Below are 16494 nucleotides of genomic sequence, written 5' to 3'. Positions count from 1 at the left end.
CGGTCAGGTCGTGGTTGCTTCAGGGCAGGGTTGATCAGCCCGACGACGTGAGCGGTGACGTCAGGTGGTGGCTGACTGGTGGTTGCTGACCCGGGGGACGGTCAGGGGGTGGGCACACCGAGGGCGGGGAGCACCACGGCGTCGATGTAGGAGGCGAGGAACTCCTGCGTGGGGGGCAGGTCGTCGATCAGCGTCCGTGTGGCGAACGCGCCGACGAGCATGTGCACCATGAACTCCAGCGCGGGGTTGTCCGGGCGGATCTCGCCCCGGTCCACCGCGCGCCGCACGATCCGCCGGAACTCTTCCATCTCCGGTTCGACCAGGAGTTCCTTGAACGCCTGGCGGAGATCGTCGTTCATGTGCACGGCCATGGCGAGCGCCCGCATCAGTGCGGCGTTCTGCTCCATGACGCAGTCGTCCTCGCGCCCGACGATGGCGTGCAGATCGCCGCGCAGGGTCCCGGTGTCGATGTCGGCGATGCCGCCGGGCTTCTGGCTGCGCATCGCTCTCACCACCAGCTCGGCCTTGCCGCCCCACTGGCGGTAGAGGGTGGCCTTGCTGGACCGGGTGCGGGCGGCCACGGCGTCCATCGTGACGGCGTCGTAGCCGACCTCCCGGAGCAGGTCGAGCACGGCGCCGTAGAGCTCGGCCTCGCGCTCGGGGGTGATCCGGCTGCGTCGTACGGTCGCCGTCTCGCTCATCCCGCTCACCCTTCCGCTCCGGTGTCCACCGCATCGAACGACACGGTTTCGTACACCACGAGAGTACTCCACCCCTCTAGCGAAACGAAACGGTTTCGTTCGTGGTCTGCGTCACGGATGTCGGTTTCTTATAAGTTGCCGGGCCCGGGGCCCCGGCAAAGCATGGGGAAGGTGACCTATCTGCGTCTGCCGCACCTCACGGACGACCTGCTGTGCTTCGTGGCCGAGGACGACCTCTGGCTCGCCCCGCTCGACGCACCGGGCCGCGCCTGGCGGCTCACCGCCGACCGCACCAAGCTCGGCCACCCCCGCTTCTCCCCCGACGGCCGCCACATCGCGTACACGAGCTGGCGCAGCCTCGATCCCGAGGTGCACCTCGTCCCGGTGGACGGCGGACCCGCCCGGCGCCTCACCTACTGGGGCAACTCCGACACCCGGGTCTGCGGCTGGGCACCCCCCGACGACGACGGCCACGCCGAGATCCTCGCCGTCGCCTCCCACGGCGAGCCCTTCTCCTACTTCACCTGGGCCTACAAACTCGCCTGCGACGGCAGTCCGGGCCGCAAACTGCCCTGGGGCCCGGTCTCCGACATCCAGGCCGCCGAGATCGCCGGCGAGCGCAAGTCGCTGCTGCTCACCGGCACCCCGCCGCACGAACCGGCCTCCTGGAAGCGCTACCGGGGCGGCGCCATGGGCAGGCTCTGGCTGCACGGGCACCGGCTGCTGGACGGGCTCGACGGCCATCTGCACTCCCCGATGTTCGTCGCCGGCCGGATCGCCTTCCTCTCCGACCACGAGGGTGTCGGCAACCTCTACTCCTGCGCGTACGACGGCTCCGGCCTGCGCCGGCACACCGACCACGACGCCTTCTACGCCCGGCACGCGTCCAGTGACGGCACCCGGGTCGTCTACCAGTGCGCGGGTGACCTGTGGCTGGTGGACGACCTCTCCCCCGGCGCGGCCCCGCACCGCCTCGACGTGACCCTGAGCGGCCCCCGCTCCGGCCGGCGCGCCTACCAGGTGCCGGCCGCCCGGCACCTCGACGGCATCTCGGTCGACGAGACCGGCCGGGCGAGCGCCGTCGTCGTACGCGGCAGCCTGTACTGGCTCACCCACCGCGACGGCCCCGCCCGTACGCTCACCGACACCCCGGGCGTACGGGTCCGGCTCCCGGAGATGCTCGGCGCCGGCGACCAGGTCGCGTATGTGACGGACGCGGAGGGCGAGGACGCCGTCGAGATCGCCTCCCTGCCCCGGGCCTCCGGCCAGCGCCCTCCCCGCAGGCTGGCCCAGGGCCGGCTGGGCCGGGTGCTGGAGATGGCGGCCGACCCGGAGGGGCAGCGGCTGGCCGTGGCCGCCCACGACGGCAGGCTGCTCCTGATCGGCACCGACGAGGAGAGCCAGGGGGAGGTGACCGAGCTGATCCGCTCCCCCAACGGACCGGTGCGCGACCTCGCCTTCTCCCCCGACGGCGCCTGGCTGGCCTGGTCCCACCCCGGGATCGGGCGGTCGCTGCGGCAGATCAAACTCGCCCGGATCCAGGACCGTACGGTCATCGACGTCACCAACGGCCGCTTCGAGGACGAGAATCCGGTCTTCACCCGGGACGGCCGCTACCTCGCCTTCCTGTCGTGGCGCGGCTTCGACCCGGTGTACGACGTGCACACCGGCGACCTGTCCTTCCCGCTGGGCTGCCGCCCCTACCTCGTACCGCTGTCGTCGGCGACGCCGTCCCCGTTCGCGCTGAACCCCGAGGGACGGCCGGCCGCCGGGGGGCTCGACCCGGTCGAGGTCGAGGACGCGGAGGAGAGCGGGGAGTCCGGTGCGGTGACCGTCGAGGCGGAGGGCCTGGAGAGCAGGGTCGCCCCGTTCCCGGTCGCCGCGTCCAAGTACTCGGGGCTGTACCCGGTCGCGGGCTGCGGGCTGGTGTGGCTGCGCTGGCCGATCTCCGGGGCGCTCGGCGAGACCTTCGCCAACCCCAGCGACCTCAGCGGCCGGCCCACCCTGGAGCACTTCAGCGTCGGCAAGGCCAAGAAGTCCGAACTCGTCGACCACCTCGACTTCTTCGCGGTCAGCGGCGACGGCACCCGGCTGGTCGTCGTCGACGAGGACGAACTGCGCGCCGTCCCCGCCACCGAGCCCGGCGACGGCGACTCCACGGTGTGGATCGACGCCCGCCGCATCCTGCACGAGGCCGACCCGGCCGCCGAGTGGCGTCAGGCGTACGCGGAGGCCGGGCGGCTGATCCGCGCCTACTTCTGGGAACCCGGCATGGGCGGTATCGACTGGGACACGGTCCTGGAGCAGTACCGGCCGCTGGTCGAACGGGTGGCCTCACCCGACGAGTTCACCGATCTGCTGCGCGAGGTCCTCGGCGAACTCGGCACCTCCCACGCCTACGTCACCGCCGCCCGCCGCAACGAGGGCCCTCCGCACTACCAGCGCCGCCAGGGTCTCCTGGGGGCCAACCTGGCACCCCGCGAGGGCGGCTGGACACTGCGGCGCATCCTGCCCGGTGACTCCTCCGACTCCCGCGCCCGCTCCCCGCTGGCCGGCACCGGCATCCGCGAGGGCGCGGTCCTCACCCATGTCGACGGCCGCCCGGTCGACCCGGTCACCGGCCCCGCTCCGCTGCTCGCCGGAGCGGGCGGTACGACGGTGGAGCTCACGTTCGTCCCGGCGGAGGGCGGGGGCCCGCCCCGCCGGGTCGCCGTCGTCCCCCTCGTCGACGAGACGCCGCTGCGCTACCAGGACTGGGTGGCCAAACGCCGCGAGGTGGTACGGGAGTTGAGCGGCGGGCAGTGCGGCTATCTGCACATCCCCGACATGGGCGGCTCGGGCTGGGCGCAGTTCAACCGCGATGTGCGCATGGAGATGTCCCGCCCCGCGCTGATCGTGGACGTGCGCGGCAACGCGGGCGGCCACATCAGCGAACTCGTCGTGGAGAAGCTGACCCGCACCATCATCGGCTGGGACCTCACCCGCGACGCCCAGCCGGTGTCGTACGCCTCCAACGCCCCGCGTGGGCCGCTCGTCGCGCTCGCGGACGAGGCGACCAGTTCCGACGGCGACATGATCACCGCCGCGTTCAGACTGCTCGGTCTGGGCCCGGTGGTGGGGCAGCGCACCTGGGGCGGTGTGGTCGGCATGACCGGCCGGCACAGTCTCGGCGACGGCACGGTGATCACGGTGCCGATGAACGCGGCCTGGTTCGAGGCCTACGGCTGGTCCGTGGAGAACAAGGGCGTCGAACCCGACCTGGAGGCGCTGCGCACCCCGCTCGACTGGGCGGAGGGACGGTACGCGGTGCTCGACGACGCGGTGCGGCTCGCGCTGGAGCTGCTGGAGAGCAACCCGCCCGCCACTCCCCCGGACTACCGCGACGTCCCCGACCGCTCCCGGCCGAAGCTGCCGCCGCGGACGTGAGGAAGGGGTGCCCCCTTCGCCATGGGGCACCCCTTCCACGTCAGCGCATGACGCGTTCAGGCGTTCTCAGCGCACCACGTCAGGCGTCGTGGTCCTGGTCGAAGCGGTCCTCCGACTCCCGCTGCTGACGCTGCGGGTCCTCCTCGTCCCGGCGGCGGCCACGGCCCTGCATCTGCTCCCGGCCCTGCTGGGCGCGCTGCTTGGCCTGCTGCTGGAACTGCTCGGACTTCTCCTGGAACTGATCCTTCATACCCATGTGGGTTCACTCCCGTTGTGGGGTGGAGGGGAACTTGCCCGATCAGATTCACACGGGCCCTCACCCTGCGCATGTCGATCAGTCACGCACCGTGTTCCGGTGCTGCTCATCGGCGTTGCCGCCCGCTCCGACCAACCCGGTGCGGACACCGGTGAGCCGGTCTCCGAACCGTCGCATCTCCCGCTGTCCCACGGTCCCGACGACCGCCGGGAGATACCCGCGTACGCCCTGCATCCCGCGCAGCCACCACTGCCCGTACACATGGCTCGCGCGCCGCCCGATCCCGTCCACCAGCCGGTCCACGGCGGGGCCCAGCGGGTACGTCTTGTTGGCCGGCCACGGCAGCCGCTGCCGCAACTCCCGCATCACGTCGTCCTGGTCGGCCCCGCGCACCATGTCGGTGTCGGTCCACGACAGATACCCGACGCCCACCTTCACGCCCCGGTGCCCGACCTCGCCCCGCAGTGCGTGCGCGTATGCCTCCACACCGGACTTGGAGGCGCAGTACGCCGTCATCATCGGCGCGGGGGTGATCGCCGCGAGGGACGCGATCTGCAGCAGATAGCCGCGGCTCTCGGTGAGCAGCGGCAGGAACGCCCTTGCGGTGACGGCCGATCCGATCAGATTGACCTCGATCACCCGCCGCCAGGACTCCGGATCGGACTCGGCGAACGGACCGCCCGTCGCCACACCGGCGTTGGCGACCACGATGTCGACCCGCCCGAACCGCTCCCGGACCTCACCGGCGACCCGGGCCATCGCCTCGTGGTCGGTGACGTCGGCGTACCAGTGGTCGCTGTCACTGTGCAGCCGCGCGGAGACGTCCTTCAGCGCGTCCGGTTCCAGTCCGACCAGCGCCACCTTCACGCCGCGTGCGGAGAGCTTGCGCGCCAGCAACTCGCCCACTCCGCGCGCCGCACCGGTGACGACGGCGACCTTTCCCTCGAGTCCGGTCCTGCTCATGCGCTCTCCTCGACGGCGGGTACGGAGTGGATGTGGGCGGCGGCCAGGGCCCGGATCTTTCCGGTGACGAGGCCGGGTGCCTCGACGGGTGTCATGTGGCCGATGCCGGGCAGTTCGGTGACGCCGAGACAGTCGGGCAGCGCGGCGGCGAGCGCGCGGGCGTGCACGGGCGGGGTGAGCCGGTCCGCGGTGCCGGCGACGATCTCGACCGGTACCCGCAACTCGGCCAGTTGGTGGTCGAGTTCGAGTCCGTCGAGCACATGGGACCAGGCGTGGCGCACCGCGCGCGGGCAGGCGTGCACGATGTGTGCGCACGCGTCGACCATGTGCGGGGCGGAAGCGGGGCCCATCGTCGCGTACCTGAGGATGCGGCGGGCGAGCGGCGTGACCGGTCCGAGCGGGGCCCGGGAGCCGAGGACCATCCCGGTCAGCCGGGTGCGCGTCCGGCCCGGCCGGATCGGCAGCACCGTCGACTCCGCGACCAGCCGCGAACTGCCCGTGCTGCACAGCAGTACGGCGGCCGTGTGCGCGCGGAAGGCGGGCCGGGCGGCGGCCGCCATCACCGTCATTGCGCCCATGGAGTGCCCGGCGATCACGGCCTGTTCGCCGGGCGCGAGGGTGGCGGTGAGGACGGCTTCGAGGTCGTCGGCGAGCGCGTCGGTGCTGCAGGCGGGGCTGGCGGGCGTCCGTCCGTGGCCGCGCTGGTCGTAGGCGACGACTCGATGGTCGAGGGCGAGTTCGCGTATCTGCGCCGCCCAGAAGGCGGTGGAGCAGGTCCAGCCGTGGGCCAGGACGACCGCCGGGGCGTCGTCGGGGCCGTGCACCTCGACGTGCAGCGGGGCGCCGTCGGCGGAGCGGACGGTCAGCTCACGGGCGGCGGCGGGCGGGGCGTACGGGCCGGAGGTGACGTGGGTGAGGCGGCTCATGCGGTCACCCCGGCGTTCTCCGGGGTGCCCCCGGCGTTCTCCCGGCCGTCCCGCGCGGTGGCCGGGACCGCGCGGACGACGGCGTACTCGGCGAGGTCCACGCGCCGTGTCGCGCGCCGGAACTCGCTCGTCGTACCGGGCCAGATGGTGGTGTTGCGTCCGCTCGCGTCGAGGTACCAGCTGGTGCAGCCGCCGGTGTTCCACACCGTGCGCTTCATGCGCTCCTGCACCCGGTGGTTCCAGGCCCGTACGGCACTGGGGCGGGCGTCGAGGGCGACCCGGCCGCCCAGGACGTCGAGTTGGCGGAGGTAGTCGGCCAGGTAGTTCAGCTGGGACTCGATCATCAGGATCATGGAGGAGTTCCCCAGGCCGGTGTTGGGCCCGATGACCGTCATCCAGTTGGGGAACCCGGCGGCGGCCGCACCGCGCAGCGCCTGCATCCCGCCCGCCCATGCCTCGGCGAGCGTCCTGCCCTCGGCCCCGACGACCCGCTCGGCGATGGGCATGTCGGTGACATGGAACCCGGTGCCGAACACGATCGCGTCGACCTCGGCCTCGGTCCCGTCGGCGCCGACGACGGTCGACCCGCGCACCTCGCTCAGCCCGCTCGCGACGACGTCGACATTGGGCCGAGCGAGCGCCGGGTAGTAGGTGCTCGACAGCAGGATCCGCTTGCAGCCGATGCGGTAGTCGGGGGTGAGCCTGGCGCGCAGGGCCGGGTCCTTGATCGCGCGGCCCATGTTCCGCTTGGCGAGCTGCTCGACGAAGCCGAGTTCGCCCGGGTGCTTGGTGAACGCCTGGACCTGCAACTCCCGGATGCCCCACAGCAGTCCGCGGCGCAGTGTGGTGGTGAGGGGCAGCGCGCGGTGCAGGGCGCGTTCGGCGCCGCTGATGGGCCGGTCGACGCGGGGCAGCACCCAGGCGGGGGTGCGCTGGAAGAGGGTCAGCCGGGAGACGAGGGGCTGGACTGCCGGCACGATCTGGATCGCGGAGGCGCCGGTGCCGACCATGGCGACCCGCTTGCCCCGCAGGTCGTAGTCGTGGTCCCAGCGGGCGGAGTGGAACACCTTGCCGGGGAAGGTGTCCAGGCCGGGGATGTCCGGCAGTCTGGGCTCGGAGAGCGGGCCGGTGGCGGAGACGACGACGTCCGCGCTGAGGTTCCCGCTGCTGGTCTCGATGTCCCAGCGCAGCCGCTCGGTGTCCCACACCATCCGCTTCACCTCCGAGTCGAAGCGCAGGTGCGGGCGCAGACCGAAGGTGTCGGTGACGTGCTCCAGGTAGGCGCGGATGTGCTCCTGCCCGGAGAAGGAGCGGGGCCAGTCGGGGTTGGGCGCGAAGGAGAAGGAGTACAGGTGCGACGGTACGTCGCAGGCGCAGCCGGGATAGCTGTTGTCGCGCCAGGTGCCGCCGACGCTGCTCGCCCGTTCCAGGACGACGAAGTCGGTGATTCCCTCGCGCCGCAGCCGTACGGCGGCCCCGAGCCCGCCGAATCCCGACCCCACCACCGCCACCCGGACGTGTTCGTGCCCTTGTGCCTGCTCGTGCTCGGCCATCCCTAAAGCCTCCACGCATCGCTCAGAACTCCGCCAGTGAACACTGGCGCAATGGGGAGAGTAGAGCAGCGCCGTACTCATGGGTAGGGGTGACGCGAGGAAAGTTACCGACGGTACGCCCTAGGCTGCAGTCGTGGCAGAGGACACTTCGGGACCGCGACGCGAGTACCGCATGGACGAGCTGGCCCGGCTGGCCGGCATCACGGTGCGCACCCTGCGGTTCTACCGCGAACGCAAACTGATCCCGCCACCGCGCCGTGAGGGCCGCATCGCCTGGTACGACGACCAGCATCTGGCCCGGCTGCGCACCATCACGGCGCTGCTGGAACGCGGCCACACCCTGAACGGGATAGCCGAGCTCGCCGAGGCCTTCGACCACGGCCGGGACGTGGGCGACCTCCTCGGCATGGACACCCCGACCGAGGAGACCCCGGTCCGCCTCACCCCCGAGGAGCTCGCCGACCACTTCTCGGGCGAGGTCACCCCGGAGAACCTGGCGGCGGCGATGGACCTCGGTTATGTCGGTGTCGACGGCGAGGAGATCGTCCACATCAGCCGACGCCTGCTGGAGGTGTCGTCGGCGCTGGTTCGTGAGGGCATCCCGCTCGCGGAGGTGCTGCGCACCGGCGCGGAGGTCCGCACCCACGCCGACACCCTGGCCGACCTCTTCGCGGACCTCATCCTCCGCCACGCCCCGGAGGAGGCGGTGCACCGCCTGCGCCCGCTGGCCCGCAGCGTGGTGGACGCGGAACTCTCCCTGGCGCTGGACCGACGGCTGCGCAAGGGGGACTGACCCGCGTCAGCGGTCGAAGACCACCGTCACCGGAGCGTGGTCCGACCACCGCTCGGCGTGCGTGGCGGCCCGCTCGACGTAGGCCTTCACCGCGCGGGCGGCGAGCCCGGGGGTCGCGACGGCGAGGTCGATCCGCCAGCCGGTGTCGTTGTCGAAGGCCCGCCCCCGGTACGACCACCAGGAGTACGGCCCCTCCACGTCCGGATGCAGCGCCCGTACGACATCGACGTACCCGCCGTCGTCCGCGGCGAGGACCCGGGACAGCCACTGCCGCTCCTCGGGCAGGAACCCGGAGCTCTTGGTGTTGCCGCGCCAGTTCTTCAGGTCGGCCTTCTCATGGGCGATGTTCCAGTCGCCGCACACGACGACCTCGCGCCCCTCGGCGGCGGCCCGCACCCGCAGCTCCTTGAGATGGGCGAGGAACTCGTCCATGAACCGGACCTTCTCGTCCTGCCGCTCGGTCCCGACCTCCCCCGAGGGCAGATACAGGGACGCGACGGTCACCCCGGGCAGGTCGATCTCCGCATACCGCCCGCTGTCGTCGAACTCGTCCGACCCGAACCCGATCCGCGTGCGCTCGGGCGCACGCCGCGAGTACAGGGACACCCCCGCACGCCCCTTGGCGGCGGCGGGAGCGTGCACCACATGCCACCCCTCGGGCTCCCGCACGCCCTCCGGCAACTGCTTCGCCTCCGCCCGCACCTCCTGCAGACAGATCACATCGGCGGAGGTCCCGGCCAGCCACTCCACGAAGCCCTTCTTGGCGGCGGCCCGCAGACCATTGACGTTGACGGAGGTCACAGTGAGCATCAGGGCACGATACGACATCGGCCTCCGGGCGTGTTTTACGGTATTCGGCATGGAAATCCGCCCGGTCCCCTACGACCACCCCGACGCCGTGAAGCTCGACGCCGAAGTCCAGGCCGAGTACGAGGTCCGCTACGGCGACGGCGGCGACGCGACCCACATGGACCCGGCGGACTTCCGCCCCCCGAACGGCGTCTACCTGATCGCGTACGACGACGCCGGCGTCCCCGTGGCCTCCGGCGGCTGGCGCGTCCAGGACGCCAACGAGGAGGGCAACCAGGACGGCGACGCGGAGCTGAAGCGCATGTACGTCATCGAGCAGATGCGGGGCCGCGGGCTGGCCCGCCGCATCCTGGCGGCCCTGGAGGAGGACGCCCGCGCGGCCGGCCGCGTCCGTATGGTCCTGGAGACCGGCACCAAGCAGCCGGAGGCCATAGCCCTGTACGCCTCCAGCGGCTACGACCCCTGCGGGAAGTTCGGCTACTACCGCTTCCACGAGGACAGCCTCTGCTACGCGAAGCCGCTCTGAGGCCGGTCACCGCCGTAGGAGCGCACCCGGCGCGGCACCTTCTCAAGTCGGCCTCAACCGCTCATCAAGCGATCGGCCGGGCGCTTTATGGGCATCGGCGGCATGTGCGCGGACGTCGCCGGCGGTTCCGCCGCCGACGGCACGCCGCCGCAGATCTGGACCTGCACAGGCGCCACCAACCAGAAGTGGACCCTCGCCTGACCCCCACTCACAGATGCCCCGGCCGGTGCTCGCGGCCGGGGCTTTCGTGCTCCGTTCCGGCGGCCCGCCCCGTCTGCGAAGCTACGACGATGACCATGAAGATCACGGCGGAGTGGGAACGACGGTGCGCCGCCCTGTGGGACGCCTTCGACGACCACGACGCGGCGGAGTTCCGCTCGATGATGAGGACGCTGACCGGCGAACTACCGCACGGGCACGCCGTCGCCGCGTTCGAGCTCGCGTCCGCCTACGACGCCACCGACCTGGGCGAGCAAGCCGTCGCCCTCTACCGGCAGGCCCTGGACCGCGGCCTGGACGGCGGCCGCCGACGGCAGGCGGTCATCCAGCTCGCGAGTACGCTGCGCGCCCTCGGCCGACCGCAGGCCGGCGCCGACCTGCTCCTCGCGGAGCGCGGGAGGACGTCGGACCACCTCGACGACGCGGTCACCGCGTTCCTCGCCCTGACCCTCGTCGACCTCGGACGCGAACGGGAGGCCGCGGCGCTGGCCCTCGGCGCGCTCTCCCGCCATCTGCCCAGCTACGGCAGATCCCTCGCCCACTACACCGCGGCCATCACCGACCCGCTTCCGAACGGCTGAGCAGCCCGCCCGCCGCTCCGCGCCACAGCCCCGGAAACGACGAAGATCCCAACCGATCAGGAAGATCGGTCGGGATCTTGTCAACCGCTCCCGAGCTGACTCGAGAACAGTCGTGCGTGGACCTGTGGGGATTTGAACCCCAGACCCCCTCGATGCGAACGAGGTGCGCTACCAGACTGCGCCACAGGCCCTTGCAACGAGTGAAACTTTAGCATCCCGATCGGGGTGCTCGGTAATCCGTTGGCCTGGCGCTACTCGTTGGCGGCCTTCGGCCGGTCGCCGTCCTCGTACTGGTCGAAGAGGGGGGTGCGGCCGCGTTCGCGGGAGCGGCGGGCGGAGGCCGCGCGCCGGGCGTCGGTGCGGGTGTCGTCGGCGGGGGCCGCCGGGTCCGGTTCCGCCTCGTCCGCCGCGGGCTGCGCCTCGTCCGCCGGCACGGCGCTGGAGCGGGCCGAGCTCCAGGCGTCCGGGGCGCCCAGGTCCACGTCGCCGCTCGCGCGCGGGGCGACCGGGGCCGTCACATACGTGGGCAGCGGCACCGGGACCGGGTCCCAGCTGTCGCCTCCCTGGTCGGGGCGCCGGCGGCGCTCACGCTGCTGGTCGACCCACTCGGCGTGGTCCGTCTGTTCGACGAGCGCACGCCGGTCCGCGGCGAGCGCGGTGAGGTCCGGGTCGGTGACGACACCGGCTTCCGGGCCCTCCGGTTCGTCCGCGTCGGCGTCCTCGACGGACGGGCGGCGGCGCGGCTGGCGCTCCCGCTCACGCAGCCGCTGCGCCGCGACCTCGGCCTGACGGCGGTCCATCTGGTAGGCGAAGCGGCGTCGCTCCTGGGAGCGGAGGTAGGCGATGTACGCGCTCAGCAGTACGGCCGGCACGGCGGGCGCCCACAGGAAGGCCAGTCCGCCGACCGCCGCGACGACCGCGCCGAGCGTGAACGCGGCGAACAGCATCGTGGTGGTGCGCCGACGGCGGGCGAGCGCCTTGGAACGCTGGGCGCGCGCGGCGGCGGCCTGCGCCGCCCGGGCCCGCTGGGCGTCCGATCCGGGGCGGGCGGCCGGAACGCGCTCGCGCGCGGGAGCCGGTTCGGGAACCCGCCGCTCCGCGCGTTCACGCGGGGGCCGCGCGGGCGCCGGTTCGGGCCGCTCCGCGGGAGCCGGCGGTACCGGTGCCTGAGCCTGCGGACGGGTCCGGGTCACGGCGAAGGCCCGGACGTCCACCGAGTCGGTGACCGCGTCCGGGTCGTGGACGTCGTACTCCCCCTCGTCGGCGGAGCGCGCCCGCAGGTCCTTGGCGTACCGGCGCTCCATCCCCGCCCGTCCGGACAGCAATCGGATGGCGGTGCTGAAGCGTTCCGTCGGACGGGCCTCGTTCAGCTCGTCCTGCCTACGGAGCCACATCGGCACCAAGTAGGCGGCCCAGGCCCCGACGATGACTGCGTAGATGAGGCCGCTGCTGCTCACGTCTCACACGGTAGAGGGGTTTGCACGGGGCCATCCGCCAATTGGGCCGGTGTGTCGCACGATCTGGCTGATATTTCTAACTTTTCTTGTGATCGATGCGATCAGACATCCGTTTGAACCCGGAAATTCCGCGCCCGGAGACGGTCATCCCCATAAAAAATTCGAACGTTTATTCAATTTCCCGGTCCGTGCGGGATTCCCGGGTTGCGTCGCTCGCGTCCGGGCAGCTCATGGCCGGGCCGCCCCTGGGAGCGTGCCCGGTGCCAGCGGGCGAGCAAACCGTCGGCCGCCTCCTCCGCCGTGAGCGCGAAGACGAGATGGTCGCGCCAGGCTCCGTCGATGTGGAGATACCGGGGCCGCAGCCCCTCCTCGCGGAATCCGAGTTTCTCCACGACCCGGCGGCTCGGCGCGTTCTCGGGGCGAATGCAGACCTCGATGCGGTGCAGTCCGACCGTGCGGAAACAGTGGTCCACGACCATCGCCACGGCCGTCGGCACCACGCCCCGGCCGGCCACCGCCTGGTCCACCCAGTAGCCGACGTGGCCCGAGCACATCGAGCCCCAGGTGATCCCGGCGACCGTCAACTGGCCGACGAGACGGCCCTGGTACTCGATGACGAACGGCAGCATCCGGCCCGCGTTCGCCTCCGAGCGCAGATGGCGGACCATCTGACGGTAGGTCGGCCGGTGGGTGACCGGGCCGCTGGGCGTGGGCGGCGGGATCGTCGCCTCCCAGGGCCGCAGCCAGTCCCGGTTGCGCCGGTTGACCTCGCGCCATGCCTTCTGGTCGCGCAGCCTTATCGGCCGGAGGACGATGTCGCCGTCCACCAGCACGGCCGGCCAGTGTGGGCTGTTCAGCTCGCACCCCCACCGGTGGCGGCCGGTCTCGGGTGGTCCCCGCCGCGCAGCTGGTCGACGGCGTGCCTCAGCAGCGGCTCCAGCACGGCCAGTCCGTCCTTCACCCCGCCGCTGGACCCCGGCAGGTTGACGATGAGCGTGCCGTTCGCGACGCCCGCGAGGCCCCGGGAGAGGGCGGCGGTGGGCACCTTGTCACGGCCGTACGCGCGGATGGCCTCCGCGATCCCGGGGACCTCGTGGTCGATGACCCGGCGGGTCGCCTCGGGGGTGCGGTCGGTGGGTGAGATGCCGGTGCCGCCGGTGGTGACGATCACGTCGTAACCGGCGTCCACGCCCGCGCGGAGGGCGGCCTCCACGGGGTCGCCGTCGGGGACCACCCGGGGCCCGTCGGCCGCGAAGCCGAAGCGCCGCAGCCCGTCCGCGATCAGCGGGCCGCCCTTGTCCTCGTAGACGCCCGCGGCGGCCCGGTTGGAGGCGGTGACGACCAGCGCGCTGTACGGCGCGAGCGGCGCGCCGCCGACGGTCGCGTCGAGTGTCATGACCGGCTCCAGTCGCCCGACCTGCCGCCCGTCTTCGCCTCGACCCGTACGTCCGTGATGACCGCCTCCTTGTCGACCGCCTTGACCATGTCGATCACGGTGAGCGCGGCGACGGAGACCGCGGTGAGCGCCTCCATCTCGACACCCGTACGGTCCGTCGTCCGGACGGTCGCCGCGATCTCCACGGCGTCGTCCGCGACCGACACGTCCAGTTTCACACCGGACACCGACAGCGGGTGACACAGCGGGATCAGATCGGGGGTGCGTTTGGCTCCCATGATGCCCGCGATGCGCGCGGTGGCCAGGGCGTCGCCCTTGGGTACGCCCTCACCGCGCAGCAGCTCGATCACGCGCGGGGAGACGAGAACGCGGCCGGTCGCCCGCGCGGTGCGCGCGGTCACGTCCTTGCCGGACACGTCGACCATACGGGCGGCGCCCGCCTCGTCGATGTGGGTCAGGCGGGACTGGTCGGAGGGTCCGGGGGTGTCCCCCCGGGAAGGCACGGTCATGATCGTGTGGCGCTCCCGGTCCTGGCCCGGCGCGGTGCGGCGCGCGGGCCTGCTGTGCGCGACACGGTACCGCCAACCGCGCGTGCTCAGCCGAGCAGGACCACGTCGACCTCCGCGCCGGGTGCGACGGACCGGGCGTCCTCGGGGACGACGATCAGGGCGTTCGCCTGCGCGAGGGCGGCGACGAGGTGGGAGCCGGCGCCGCCGACCGGGGTCACGGCGCCGTCGGCGTACCGGCCGCGCAGGAACTGGCGGCGGCCGCGCGGCGAGGTCAGTTCCCGGTCCCCGGTGAGCTGCGCGCGCACCCTCGGCCGGTGGATGTCCGTGAGCCCCATCAGGGTGCGGATGGCGGGGCGGACGAACATCTCGAAGGAGACGTAACTGGAGACCGGGTTGCCCGGAAGGGCCAGCAGCGGGGTGTGGTCGGGACCGATGGAGCCGAAGCCCTGGGGCTTGCCCGGCTGCATGGCGAGCTTGCGGAACTCGACGCCGCTGCCGGGCTCGTCCTCGTCCCCGGCGTGCGACAGCGCCTCCTTGACGACGTCGTACGCCCCGACGCTCACACCGCCGGTGGTGACCATCAGGTCGGCGCGCACCAGTTGGTCCTCGATGGTGTCCCGCAGGGTCGCCGCGTCGTCGGCGACGGCGCCCACCCGGTAGGCGATCGCGCCGGCGTCCCGCGCGGCGGCGGTGAGGGCGAAGCTGTTGGAGTCGTAGATCTGACCGGACCGCAGTTCCTCGTCGGGCTGGACGAGTTCGCTGCCGGTGGAGAGCACCACCACGCGCGGGCGCGGACGCACCCGTACGGTGCCCCGGCCGATCGCGGCGAGCAGGGAGATCTGCGGCGGGCCGAGCACGGTGCCGGCGTCCAGGGCGCGGTCGCCGGCCCTGACGTCGCTGCCCATCGCGCGCACGTGTGCGCGTGCCTCGGCCGGGCGGTACACGTTCACCTGCCCGGTGGCGCCCTCGGGGGCCAGGCTGCGGGCGCGCATCCCGGCTGCCGGGCCCTCGCCGAGCCCGCCGTCGGTCCACTCGACGGGGACGACGGTCTCGGCGCCGGGCGGGAGCGGGGCGCCGGTCATGATGCGGGCGGCCTGGCCGGGGCCGACGTGGAGGAGGTCGGCCGCGCCGGCGGCGACGTCCCCGACGACCTCGAGGGCCGCCGGGTACTGCTCGCTCGCGCCGGCGACGTCCGCGACCCGCACCGCGTACCCGTCCATGGAGCTGTTGTCGAACGGGGGCAGGGAGACCGCCACCGTGATGTCCTCGACGAGGACGCAGCCCTGGGCGTCGAGGAGGTTCAGCTCGATGGGCTCGAGCGGCCGGACGGTCGCGAGGATGTCGTCCAGGTGCTCGTCGACCGACCAGAGGTGGTCCGGGCCTGCGGTGCGGGGCGCGGCGGTGCTCAACGTTCCTGCATCTCCTCGGTGACGTATCGCTGGAGCCAGGTCCGGAAGTCCGGGCCCAGGTCCTCACGTTCGCACGCGAGCCGGACAATGGCACGCAGGTAGTCACCGCGGTCGCCGGTGTCATAGCGGCGGCCCTTGAAGACGACGCCGTGCACCGGGCCGCCTGCCTTCTCGTCGTCCGCGAGCTGCTGGAGGGCGTCGGTGAGCTGGATCTCGCCGCCGCGGCCGGGCTCGGTCCGGCGCAATATGCCGAAGACGGCCGGGTCGAGGACGTAGCGGCCGATGATGGCGTAGTTGGACGGCGCGTCCTCGGCGGCGGGCTTCTCGACGAGGCCGCTGACCTTGACGACGTCGGAGTCCTCGGTGATCTCGACGGCGGCGGAGCCGTAGAGGTGGATCTGCTCGGGGGCCACCTCCATGAGCGCGACGACGCTGCCGCCGTGCTGCTGCTGGACGTCGATCATGCGCTGGAGCAGGGGGTCGCGCGGGTCGATCAGGTCGTCGCCGAGGAGGACGGCGAAGGGCTCGTCGCCCACGTGCGGGGCGGCGCACAGCACGGCGTGGCCGAGACCCTTGGGGTCGCCCTGGCGGACGTAGTGCATGGTGGCCAGGTCGCTGGATTCCTGGACCTTGGCGAGACGGCCGGCGTCGCCCTTCTTCTGGAGGGCCGACTCCAGTTCGTAATTGCGGTCGAAATGGTCCTCCAGAGGGCGCTTGTTGCGGCCGGTGACCATGAGGACGTCGTCCAGGCCGGCGGAAACGGCCTCTTCGACCACGTACTGGATCGCCGGCTTGTCGACGACCGGCAGCATCTCCTTGGGAGTGGCCTTGGTGGCCGGCAGGAACCGGGTGCCGAGGCCGGCTGCGGGGATGACAGCCTTGCTGATCCGAGGGTGTGACTGAGACATGCCCGCCACCATATCGGGCCCCTTTGCAGGGAATCTGAGGCTCCGATGAATAACGGCTCAT

17 protein-coding genes and 1 tRNA gene are annotated in these 16494 nt (G+C 72.2%); 5 read left to right on the top strand and 13 right to left on the bottom strand.

All coding sequences use genetic code 11. The features are described from left to right. Nucleotides 1–101: 101 nt before the first annotated feature. Nucleotides 102–701, bottom strand: coding sequence for a TetR/AcrR family transcriptional regulator (locus IF28_RS0108535; protein WP_030216212.1), 600 nt, complete (start codon nt 699–701; stop codon nt 102–104). Nucleotides 702–872: 171 nt separating this feature from the next. Here IF28_RS0108535 and IF28_RS0108530 point away from each other — a divergent pair, with 171 nt between their 5' ends. Next, on the top strand, nt 873–4127 hold the full coding sequence (locus tag IF28_RS0108530; RefSeq protein ID WP_030216211.1) for a S41 family peptidase: 3255 nt from the start codon (nt 873–875) through the stop codon (nt 4125–4127). A gap of 79 nt (nt 4128–4206) precedes the next feature. Here IF28_RS0108530 and IF28_RS39405 read toward each other — a convergent pair whose 3' ends face one another. From IF28_RS39405 to IF28_RS0108510, 4 genes are all read right to left on the bottom strand, one after another. Further along, nucleotides 4207–4383, bottom strand: coding sequence for a hypothetical protein (locus IF28_RS39405; protein ID WP_199808968.1), 177 nt, complete (start codon nt 4381–4383; stop codon nt 4207–4209). Nucleotides 4384–4461: 78 nt separating this feature from the next. Next, nucleotides 4462–5346, bottom strand: a complete 885-nt coding sequence (locus IF28_RS0108520) for an SDR family oxidoreductase (RefSeq protein WP_030216209.1) — start codon at nt 5344–5346, stop codon at nt 4462–4464. Beyond that, entirely contained in the window at nt 5343–6272 is a 930-nt protein-coding gene (locus tag IF28_RS0108515; protein ID WP_030216207.1) for an alpha/beta fold hydrolase, read from the bottom strand. Before IF28_RS0108515 ends, IF28_RS0108520 begins: the two co-directional genes overlap by 4 nt. Continuing rightward, nucleotides 6269–7825, bottom strand: a complete 1557-nt coding sequence (locus IF28_RS0108510) for a flavin-containing monooxygenase (protein ID WP_030216205.1) — start codon at nt 7823–7825, stop codon at nt 6269–6271. Before IF28_RS0108510 ends, IF28_RS0108515 begins: the two co-directional genes overlap by 4 nt. A 172-nt stretch (nt 7826–7997) precedes the next feature. Between IF28_RS0108510 and IF28_RS0108505 the strand changes: the two genes are divergently transcribed. Next, nucleotides 7998–8618: a MerR family transcriptional regulator gene (locus IF28_RS0108505; RefSeq protein ID WP_030216204.1), complete on the top strand. Its 621-nt coding sequence runs from the start codon at nt 7998–8000 to the stop codon at nt 8616–8618. Between the two features lie 6 nt (nt 8619–8624). Here the strand turns inward: IF28_RS0108505 and IF28_RS0108500 are convergent, their stop codons facing one another. Further along, nucleotides 8625–9428, bottom strand: coding sequence for an exodeoxyribonuclease III (locus IF28_RS0108500; RefSeq protein WP_030216203.1), 804 nt, complete (start codon nt 9426–9428; stop codon nt 8625–8627). 49 nt (nt 9429–9477) lie between these two features. On the opposite strand from IF28_RS0108500, the gene IF28_RS0108495 reads away from it, so the two are divergent. The 3 genes from IF28_RS0108495 to IF28_RS0108485 all read left to right on the top strand — a co-directional run bounded on the left by IF28_RS0108495 (nt 9478) and on the right by IF28_RS0108485 (nt 10754). Continuing rightward, a complete protein-coding gene (locus IF28_RS0108495; protein ID WP_030216201.1) occupies nt 9478–9954 on the top strand; it encodes a GNAT family N-acetyltransferase in 477 nt (158 codons plus the stop codon). A 102-nt stretch (nt 9955–10056) separates the two neighbouring features. Continuing rightward, nucleotides 10057–10155 (top strand): RICIN domain-containing protein, encoded by a 99-nt coding sequence (locus tag IF28_RS37600; protein ID WP_234325035.1) that lies wholly within the window; start codon nt 10057–10059, stop codon nt 10153–10155. Between the two features lie 89 nt (nt 10156–10244). Next, nucleotides 10245–10754: a tetratricopeptide repeat protein gene (locus IF28_RS0108485; protein ID WP_030216200.1), complete on the top strand. Its 510-nt coding sequence runs from the start codon at nt 10245–10247 to the stop codon at nt 10752–10754. 117 nt (nt 10755–10871) lie between these two features. Here IF28_RS0108485 and IF28_RS0108480 read toward each other — a convergent pair. The 7 genes from IF28_RS0108480 to galU all read right to left on the bottom strand — a co-directional run bounded on the left by IF28_RS0108480 (nt 10872) and on the right by galU (nt 16433). Beyond that, nucleotides 10872–10945, bottom strand: a tRNA-Ala gene (locus IF28_RS0108480). A gap of 60 nt (nt 10946–11005) precedes the next feature. Beyond that, nucleotides 11006–12211, bottom strand: a complete 1206-nt coding sequence (gene glpR / locus IF28_RS0108475; RefSeq protein WP_030216199.1) for a gephyrin-like molybdotransferase receptor GlpR — start codon at nt 12209–12211, stop codon at nt 11006–11008. A 173-nt stretch (nt 12212–12384) separates the two neighbouring features. Then, nucleotides 12385–13044 carry a GNAT family N-acetyltransferase gene (locus tag IF28_RS0108470; RefSeq protein WP_037892843.1) on the bottom strand — a complete coding sequence of 220 codons (660 nt, stop codon included), beginning with the start codon at nt 13042–13044 and terminating at the stop codon, nt 12385–12387. A 20-nt stretch (nt 13045–13064) separates the two neighbouring features. Next, nucleotides 13065–13607 (bottom strand): MogA/MoaB family molybdenum cofactor biosynthesis protein, encoded by a 543-nt coding sequence (locus IF28_RS0108465; RefSeq protein WP_051713679.1) that lies wholly within the window; start codon nt 13605–13607, stop codon nt 13065–13067. Continuing rightward, a complete protein-coding gene (gene moaC / locus IF28_RS0108460) occupies nt 13604–14116 on the bottom strand; it encodes a cyclic pyranopterin monophosphate synthase MoaC (protein WP_030216192.1) in 513 nt (170 codons plus the stop codon). Before moaC ends, IF28_RS0108465 begins: the two co-directional genes overlap by 4 nt. 86 nt (nt 14117–14202) lie before the next feature. Further along, nucleotides 14203–15525 carry a gephyrin-like molybdotransferase Glp gene (gene glp / locus IF28_RS0108455; protein WP_030216191.1) on the bottom strand — a complete coding sequence of 441 codons (1323 nt, stop codon included), beginning with the start codon at nt 15523–15525 and terminating at the stop codon, nt 14203–14205. After that, a complete protein-coding gene (gene galU, locus IF28_RS0108450; protein WP_030216190.1) occupies nt 15522–16433 on the bottom strand; it encodes a UTP--glucose-1-phosphate uridylyltransferase GalU in 912 nt (303 codons plus the stop codon). The genes glp and galU overlap by 4 nt, the downstream gene beginning before the upstream one ends. Nucleotides 16434–16494 lie beyond the last annotated feature (61 nt).

The organism is Streptomyces sp. NRRL WC-3626 (assembly GCF_000718785.1).
Classification (GTDB): Bacteria; Actinomycetota; Actinomycetes; order Streptomycetales; family Streptomycetaceae; genus Streptomyces; species Streptomyces edwardsiae.
This window is presented reverse-complemented; position numbering and strand designations above follow the sequence as displayed.